The organism is Vulcanococcus limneticus LL, from assembly GCF_002252705.1.
GTDB lineage: Bacteria > Cyanobacteriota > Cyanobacteriia > PCC-6307 > Cyanobiaceae > Vulcanococcus > Vulcanococcus limneticus.
On sequence record NZ_NQLA01000121.1, the window covers coordinates 1 to 1,838 of the forward strand.

Genomic DNA, 1,838 nt, shown 5'->3' on the forward strand with positions numbered 1-1,838 from the left:
CACGTCGGTACATGTGGAAAACTTTGGTCGGCAATTTGGCCGTAACAGGCCGATTTGCGCACATTTTACCGGCAGAAGCTGCTCAGATCCATTGCGGTGCAGGAGATCTGGCGTTTCTCAGGAGGCCCCAAGTATCCGCTCTATTGCAAAGCGATGCGGATCCTCGCTCGGGAGGGCAAAAGTGCCACCAAGGCCCGCCGCACCGTCTGCTGGCAGCGGCTGGAAATGCTGCACCACTGCCTACCTAACCAGTATCGCGATCCTGACTATCTCTATCTGCTCCTGTCTCGCGAGCAGGCGAAATCCTGACGGTACCTCGACGATCCTCACCAGGTGGCGGTGATTGCCCCCTGTTGGGGGCATCACAGCCAGCCCCGCGCGGCCGACACTGGAACCATCAAAAGCAAGGAGGCTCGCCATGGCAGACCCCACCATCACGATCAACGCCAGCAGCTGCCTGGGCCGCACCTGTCTGAAATGGGGTGTCGATGGCGAGCTCACGGCCCTGGACCTGGCACTGGTGATGGAGCGTCTGGCCCAGGTTGATCAGGATGTGGCCGCCCTACGCCAGGACATCCTGAATCGCGAACCCTGTCCCTCGATCAGCTGAACGTCCGTCTCGCCAGGATGCAGAACGACACCGTGCGGATCACAGCCCCGGGATCGTACCTATCTGGGGGGATCGCTCCGCAGGGGGAAACCTCCACAGTGATTTTTCCGGCAAGGCCGTCAGCCATCGCCAATGGTTCAGATTCCTCCCGCTCGCGCCCCATGGCAAGAAAGGATGGCTCGCAAGGGGGGATGGATGTTCAGATGCTGATGATGATGACGCGTCAGTGGGAAGCCGATGGTGCCTGTCTGCTGAGGCCTGCCATCCATCATCCAGCCTGGCCGAGCGAAACAACTCCTTGCGGGTAACGTAACTTCGTTCAACTTCCCGCTGAGTAACTCCTGTGCGTCGAGGCGATCTGACCCGCTGCCGTCAGTCAATAAAGGGCTTCCTCGGCATGGGTTTCGATGGTGCAATCCGATGTGGGGAAGGCCACGCAGGTGAGTACGAACCCGGCCGCGATCTGGTCCTCATCGAGGAAGGCCTGATCCACCTGGTTCACGGTGCCACTGATCAACTTGCCGGCGCAGGACGAACAGGAGCCAGCGCGGCAGGACACCGGCAGATCAATGTCCTGATCCGCCGCCGCATCGTAGATCGACTGATTGTCACCGCAGTCGATGGTGCGGTTCAGTCCCTCGTTGGCGTTGACGAGCGTGACCTTGTAGGTGGCCATGGCAGAAGGGGGGGCAAGGGGGTCCAACCTGGACCGGTTCCCTGATCAGCCTGTTGCGGCACCCTGCCGCAAGCCCAGTCCCCATTCGGGGAGGCTTTGCCCCCGCTTGGGGGGCGCGTCGTGAGGATCAACAGCAGATAGTGAGGATCTGAGCTGGGATCCGGGCATGCCGGTCGAAACAATGTTGAGCGAGCTTGTGTTGGCGGCCTTGTTGCTGGCGGCGGTGATCCTCTCGGGCAGGGTCTGAGCCCCAACGGCGGGACAACCTGCTGGCCTGCTGAGCGGTAGCGAGATCGGGAACACATAGGGATCTTGCCTCTACTGGAAACAGTGGCGATCCCCCAGTTTTTCACCTGGTGGTCGGCATCCAGGTTGGTGGAGACACGGACTGAGGTGGTCTGGGTTTTCTGGACAGGCTCCATCGTTAACCTGTGAGGCGGGGCACCGCCCCTGACAGGGGGCTCCCACCCATGAGCAAACGCCGCACCCATAGCCCCGAGTTCAAGGCCAAGGTCGCCATGGAGGCGATCAGTGGCCGCAAGACGCTCCAGG

Annotated in this window: 3 protein-coding genes; 2 read left to right on the plus strand and 1 reads right to left on the minus strand. The window is 61.3% G+C overall.

The annotated features are described in order from the left end of the window. The first annotated feature begins 54 nt into the window (after positions 1–54). Both CJZ98_RS17615 and CJZ98_RS17620 read left to right on the plus strand, forming a co-directional pair. A complete protein-coding gene (locus tag CJZ98_RS17615) occupies positions 55–309 on the plus strand; it encodes a DUF3136 domain-containing protein (RefSeq protein WP_332835059.1) in 255 nt (84 codons plus the stop codon). 109 nt (positions 310–418) lie between these two features. Further along, positions 419–610, plus strand: a complete 192-nt coding sequence (locus CJZ98_RS17620; protein ID WP_094592401.1) for a hypothetical protein — start codon at positions 419–421, stop codon at positions 608–610. 376 nt (positions 611–986) lie between these two features. Here the strand turns inward: CJZ98_RS17620 and CJZ98_RS17625 are convergent, their stop codons facing one another. Next, entirely contained in the window at positions 987–1,286 is a 300-nt protein-coding gene (locus CJZ98_RS17625) for a 2Fe-2S iron-sulfur cluster-binding protein (protein ID WP_094592402.1), read from the minus strand. Positions 1,287–1,838: the final 552 nt, after the last annotated feature.